The organism is Caballeronia sp. BR00000012568055, assembly GCF_029439455.1.
Classification (GTDB): Bacteria; Pseudomonadota; Gammaproteobacteria; order Burkholderiales; family Burkholderiaceae; genus Caballeronia.
This window is the reverse complement of sequence record NZ_JAQFVG010000068.1, coordinates 1-6,619: the sequence shown is the minus strand read 5'-3', so window position 1 is coordinate 6,619 and position 6,619 is coordinate 1. Positions and strand designations below refer to the sequence as shown.

Here is a 6,619-nt window from a genome sequence, read left to right as displayed (position 1 = left end):
TTCCCTGTTCGAGCAGTTTCAGCACATGTGGCCCGGAGACGAATAGCAACTTGGCCGCATCACCAATCGAGAAGAATTCGCCGGCGTCAGGTTTCGGCTTCAAGGCATCGTCCAATATAGCGCTAAGGGCCCTGAAAAGTTCCTGCTGGACGTCGCTCTGCAGACGAGGTTTCAACCGCTCGAACAGTTCGATTAAGCGCTTGTGTGCCAGCTCGATGGCGCCGGGCTGTCGAACTGCCCAGCTCTCTTCATCAGTGGACATCATGGGTCACCTTTGATCGATACCAGATGAGTGTAGGCCAATGCTCGAGCCACGTCGACAACAGTTCCACCCGAATGTTTTCGCGAGCCATGACATGCGGCTTCGACAATGGATGACAGGAATCGTCAGGCGTCTCTGAGGAAGAGCGCGTTTCGTTGCGGGGTCGGCGTCGCGCCTTCGAAACGGTCGAAGGGTTCGTCCGCGATAACCTGCGCGGCGCGCATAAGGCCGAAGACCTGTCCACCACAAATGACCGCAGCACGTAACACGGACTTGCCTCAGCCGCCGGAGCTTGTTCGAGGCACCGCGGTGGAAGTCAGCGTCGCGCGCACGGGAGCGCTGGGAGCTTTCAGTCGCCCGTGAAGACAGGTGCCACTAACCTAGCCAATTCACCTGCAGCGTCCGGACGGCTCAGATTGGAAAGAACGACGCGCAAGCAGACCGCGCGAGCTCATCTACACGGATTCCGGTACAGGGTTTGACAGGAACACCGTTTTCTTAGCCGTAAGCACCGCCCCGTCAGAGCTCTTTGCGCCACGAAAGGTCGAGCGAACCGAAACGCTAATAGCTTGTCGGGGATGCCTCGCCATTTCGTCCGCCGGCGCGCTCCACTTATTCAGGCAACATCATCCATGCGCGCTTGTCGATAGCACCGGGCAGTTTGAGTCCCCAGCAGCACCATCTCGTGACCCAACTCGGCCTGTTCGAGACATGTCATCAAGAGAAGAGCATGTTTGCCGCACTGTACTTCAGGCATTTGAGCCAAAAGCAATTCAGCGACCTGACCGTTCCTGTCCAATTCCGCGCATATCCACTGCAGGGTTGCCACACCCGTCCTCGGACGAGCCGATTTCGGCAGTTCCATCATCTTCTCTGCCATGGCTTCAAAGAACCCGTTGCAAAAAAGTGCGAGGTCGACCTCGTACAGGACTTCTTCTGCGGTGTTGCCACCAGTAGCCAAAGCGCACCGCCAATTTGGATATTGGAGCGAGATTGCTTCGACCACTGCAGCGAGGTCGATGTCGCGCCAGAACCGCGGGTGTGGCTTGTACGCGTACTCCAATGCCATTTCCAAAATCCCCGCTGTCAAGTCCTGGTCTTTCAGTCGGCAGTCCACAAGAAAGGCTACGACGGTATCGGCAACTTCGTTGCGCACGTTTGCTACTGCTGCGCTGTCGAGGGAGGAGGGGGAGCTGTTGTCTTTGGTGCTCATATCTCGTAGTTCAAGCTAATGAGAGGCGACGTGTGCCTCGGAGATAAAGTATATGTAGGTGGACCGACCATAATTCGACGCAAGTTCGCAGTTAGCCAATGTGCGTCCGTGAGGTCCCGGTGGCGCCTTCCGAAAATGGCTTCTAGGAAAACGGGATTGTTTATGAGCTGCCGTGAAACGGTGAGTGGAAAATTCTTCCTAATATCGATTCCCTGTACTCAACATTTGGGAGAAGTCGTCGCAGATTCCGAGCAGCAACAGCGCAACATCGCGTCGCAAAGCCGTTCTGGTTAGACGGCAGAGGCAAGTCTCGTGGACGACGATTGCGGTCGCCGGTTACGAATTTCGAACTTTCCGCGTCCTACAAGACACCAACGCGAAGAATCAACGGTTGGCGGGTCGTTCGAGCAGAATGGTCGTGCGCCGCGAATGCCAAGAAGAGAGATCAATGTTTTGCTGGCAAGATATGCACGCGATCGGTCGGCACGACAACGACTACCAAGAAGTTTGCTCAAAGAAGGCGACCGGCAACGTCAAGACGGGGCTGCGAAGGTGCGGCGGCGACGACTTGCCCAGTTTTTCGGTGAGCGCTTACTCGTTGAGTACGGGGCTCGTCCTGCTTGTGTAACATCGATGTCACTCAGCGCGAAGTCTGCAACCGGGCGACACTTTCAGGAAGGCCGGACCAAAGTTCACGCGGCATCCGACTCAGGCGGCCGCATCGTGCGTGATCGACGCCTTCATTTGTCGATCGGCCCGCGACTGACGTGCTTGCATAGGTGCAGAAGACCAACTTATGCTTTAACCTATCGACGTCGTTTCATGCGTTCGGAAGCGTCTATGTCGCAGGCACGCCGAGACGTAAGTAGCCGCATCCGCGGCTCTGCGACAATCAGGCCCCGCGGGACGAAGGGGGCGTTGCCGACCATCGAGTCGCTAGCTCTGGCATGCAGGCGTCATAGCGGAGGGTATCATCGGTAGAGTTCTGCGAAGGCAATGAGGTACCAGCCGGTTCAAGTGACTCGGCGACCTTGGTGAAGGGGGAGCGGATGACGGATATTGAAAGTTTGGATGCGGAGCCAAGTGCGTCTTCTCCCTGGCGGAAGCGTATGGTTCATCGGGGACTGGTCTATTTCAAGGGAATGCGGTACACCTCGATCGAGCTTCACGCACTTTGGGGCGGGCTGACGAACGGTGGATTGATGGTTCTGGTCAAACCCGTCGCGGAAAGTTCCAGCTATCTTATTTGGAAGCCGGACGAAGGGCCAGCGGGACTTCTAACCCTCACCGGTGAAGACGCGTGCAGGTTCGGCGACCTGTCCTGGAACGAGATTGACATGGTGTTTAAACGTGAGCTCGCGATTGCGAGCCAGCCGAAGCTGGTTCGCCGAATAAGCGCGCCGACACGGAAGTAGCAAGGGAGATTGTTCTGCAGCGACGGCGGCCGCAGAGATATTGCCGGCTGCGCGTGGCGACCACATAAGCGTCGATATGCGCTCTCGCCCGCTGCGTTGCCTGGCGATCATCTAACTCCGCACCGTCGTGCATTGGCGCTCGGCTTGAGCTAATGCGTACCTGAGTGCTATTAGGATAAGCCTTCTTATCCTATTAGCTGTATTTTCCGCACAAAGTGACGCTCATGAAAACGCGGTTCACGACATGGAGGCCTCAGAACCATGTGTCTGGAGAATTCCTAAATGCTGACGAGATAGCTGTCCTGAGAGCGTGGTATGCCGGGATGTCGACTCGAGATGCCGTCAGTCGGTATCTGCCAGGGCGGCTCGACAGTGGATGCTCCGCGCGCGGCGTTTTGGGCAAGATTCGTAGGAGGCTCGTTGCAGTGGCGCGCGAGGCCAAGCGCGACGACCTACTCATGTTGCTGGACCACCCCGTTTCTGAGCGCGCGCAGCATGCCAAGGCAGTTGCGAAAGCCATCGAGGAATTGCGGCACGCAAAGCCACCGGAGCCGGAGATTTCTGACCCCGTCGAGCGGTGGATCGAAGGACGAGCCGTTCGGGCTCTTCGGGCGCAAGGCATCGCGACGCTTGCTGAGCTGACGGTGCGCATACCGCGTCGTCGAACTTGGTGGAAGGCAATACCCGAACTCGGGGCGACCGGCGCGAAACGCATCGAGGCGTTCGTTGCCGCGCATCCGGTACTGACCGAGCGCGCACACGCTCTTGTTGCCGCGACTCGTACGACCGTGGTCGTGCCATGGGAAAGTCTGCGCATTCCGCACGATGTCGACGGGTCCAACGGAAGGTTTCGGGCGCCCCGGAAAACCTGCGTGCTTGCGGCAGATAATGACTATGAGGCAGTGCAGGCTTGGCTGTCGCTCCACGACTTGCCGGCGACCCAGCGGGCATACCGCAAAGAAGCGGAGCGCCTGATCCTGTGGGCGATCGTCGAACGCGGGAAGGCTCTGTCGTCGTTGACAACTGAAGAGGCGGTGGCGTACCGCGAGTTTTTACGGCGGCCAGCGCCCGCGGGACGCTGGGTCGGGCCGCTGCGCCCGCGTAGGTCGCCAGAGTGGCGTCCGTTTGCAGGGGGCCTGTCGGCGAGGTCGGCTGCCTACGCACTTTCAGTTATCGGCGCACTGTTTCGCTGGCTGATCGAGCAGCGGTACGTCTTGGCGAATCCGTTCGCGGGAGTGAAGGTGAAAGGAGGCGCCAAATCAGCTGACCTTGATGCGTCGCGTGCGTTCACGGAGGGGGAATGGGCGCTGGTCCGCACGATAGCTGATGGACTTGAATGGTCATATGGCTGGAGTGTGCCTGCCGCGCAACGGTTGCGTTTTTTGCTTGATGTCGGTTTCGTCACTGGCTTGCGGGCAAGCGAATTGGTGGGTGCAAAGTTGAGGGACGTCGAAACTAACAGTCGCGGCGAACATTGGTTGAACGTGACAGGCAAGGGCCGAAAGCGCGGCAAGGTCGCGTTGCCGCCTTCAGCTTGGAACGCACTCTCACAGTATCTGGTTGCGAGAGGGCTGCCGGTGACGCAGGCGCGTTGGAAACCGGATACACCCTTGGTCGCCAGTTTGGACAACGATGTCGCGGGAGGTATAAGTGGCGTTCGGTTGTGGGCTGTGCTGCGTCGTTTCTTCCTGCAGGCCTCCAAGCTCCTCGATGAGGACCATCCGGTCCTTGCTAACAAGCTACATCGTGCAAGTCCCCACTGGATGCGGCACACCCATGCGACTTACGCGCTGGAGCACGGAGCGGAGCTTATGACTGTGCGTGACAACCTGCGTCATGCGTCGATTTCAACGACATCAATTTATCTTCATGGCGATGACGCGAAACGGGCTAGACAGATCGCGAAAGCCTTTTCTCAGGTGAGGTAGAGGCTATGGACAGCGCACTTGGAATTGCTGGCCTCGATTCTGCCAGGTGGGCGTTCGTACGTTAGAGCGAACCGTCACGGCTGTGGGCCGAAACGCCTCACGGACTACTTCAGCCTTCTATAGAGACCGAAATATTGATCCCGTGATTGTCGGTTCATTTTGCCCGGTGAGCGCCACCGTTTGATTGCGTGGTGGCGCTCACCGTCTCCTCGTGAATCTTCTACACGCTGCTAATCAGCATCCTTCCGCCTCTTCGAACGGCAGTAATACTGCCACACGAGCGATTCGAGTTCATCATCATTCATGGACTTTATTGTGTCGGCCTCGTCCGGAGGTACGCGCGGCAGGAGTCCACTGAGAGAGCAGCGTCGAAGAAGGCGGCGTAAGTACATCGGGCGAGATTCGACGTGCTTATCGAGTGCTGCTAAGGTTAGAGGCATGCGGGACGGTGCATCGGGGCGAAGCCAACGCGAGTATGCACGATGCCCTCTCAGCAGTCGGGCAACTGTGATGGGATACTTGACATCTTCTTCGAGGAATTGCTTTCCGCGCCGTTCAACTAACGCTGCGCCTGATGTGTCGATGACATCGATGAGCGGTTCCAGTTGTATTCCATGCGCCGTCAGTCGGTCTGCGGTCAGAGCAACCCTATTGAACCAGGGCAGAAGTCGCCTGAGCTCGGTATAGCCCAATTCGGGGTGGAGCGCTTGAAGATCTTGGTATTTTCGGCAGGTTTCAGGGAAAATTGCTAGTGATCGTGCATATAACCCGTCACTGTAGTCTTTCCGATATTGGTAGGTCGTTACGGTATGTGTTGTAGGTGCAACCGAGAAGGTAACCGGGGGTTCGATCGGCCTCAGCATGGCGTTCTCGACTTCGTCCCAGGAACCGTAAAGTGCGATAAGCGCAAATAGGCCGTGTAGCGGATTTCTGAATACTGTCCTCCCTTTGAGGGCTGCCCGAAGCTCGTTGCCTTGCATTGGAAAACCGATACTCTTGCCTAGAGGAATCATCCTGCGTGCAGCTAGTAGTTGATGGAACCTGTCGTAGTACATAGTTTTCCAGTGCACCACGCCAATCTTTGTGGCTTGCGAAAGTGTTAGCAGCGCGATCTGCGGTGCATGAACATGTGGCGCGAAATTGCTGTCAAGCAGTTTTGACCAACCGCGTGCCAGGTCCAACTCTCGAACGTACCTAGTTGTCGCGCGCAAATGCAGTGGTCCTCCACATATGCACCGCTCGCGAGGGGATTCAATTCTTCCTGATCGCTTAAAGCTGTAGGTGCATGCATCACAGAACTCGAAAACTGGTGTGCCATGCCGGGCGCACAGTCGAATGTCAGACAGAACATGGTCTCGCCGCCAGAACCGCTCACCCGACGTGGTGATGTCCTCCTTGAGACATTCCAGGCATATACCCGCCTTCCATACAATGTGACCTCGAGTTAGCGCGTTGTGTAACCCAGCCTTCGACAAAGAGCCTCTGCGGTAGGCGTCAAAGATATGTCCTCGGAGCCACGCCTCGTCGCTTGGGGAACGGAAGCGCACAACTGCGGGGAACAGTGTGTTTCGCGTTAGGACTTGTTCGAGCGATCCGGTGAGTTCGGCCAAGTCTTCGACAATGCTCCGTATCGCAGTTGGGAATATCCAGGAGTATTGAACGCCCAACAAATCGGCATCTCCTGCGACCACATAGCGCGGTAGTCGGTTAAGGTATGTGGCAAAGACTTCGCCGTCGGCAATCGGCGAGGCAGAGAGCAGGTTATACCTAAAAAGATAATCATGATTGTCTTCTTTCATGA

Annotated in this window: 5 protein-coding genes; 2 read left to right on the top strand and 3 right to left on the bottom strand. The window is 57.0% G+C overall.

Translation table 11 applies throughout. The features are described 5' to 3' along the window. Together P7F28_RS04560 and P7F28_RS04555 are read right to left on the bottom strand one after the other, a co-directional pair. Positions 1–265, bottom strand: a 265-nt coding sequence (locus tag P7F28_RS04560) for a hypothetical protein (RefSeq protein ID WP_277183252.1), incomplete at its 3' end; no start/stop codon positions are given. A gap of 613 nt (positions 266–878) precedes the next feature. Further along, positions 879–1,475 (bottom strand): hypothetical protein, encoded by a 597-nt coding sequence (locus P7F28_RS04555; protein ID WP_277183251.1) that lies wholly within the window; start codon positions 1,473–1,475, stop codon positions 879–881. A 1,049-nt stretch (positions 1,476–2,524) separates the two neighbouring features. Between P7F28_RS04555 and P7F28_RS04550 the strand changes: the two genes are divergently transcribed. After that, a complete protein-coding gene (locus tag P7F28_RS04550; RefSeq protein ID WP_277183250.1) occupies positions 2,525–2,890 on the top strand; it encodes a hypothetical protein in 366 nt (121 codons plus the stop codon). Between the two features lie 224 nt (positions 2,891–3,114). Beyond that, the gene (locus P7F28_RS04545) at positions 3,115–4,818 is read left to right on the top strand and encodes a phage integrase family protein (RefSeq protein WP_277183249.1); all 1,704 of its coding nucleotides are present in this window, start codon (positions 3,115–3,117) and stop codon (positions 4,816–4,818) included. Positions 4,819–5,048: 230 nt separating this feature from the next. Here P7F28_RS04545 and P7F28_RS04540 read toward each other — a convergent pair. After that, positions 5,049–6,619: TniQ family protein (locus tag P7F28_RS04540; protein WP_277183248.1), on the bottom strand; the 1,571-nt coding region annotated here is incomplete at its 5' end.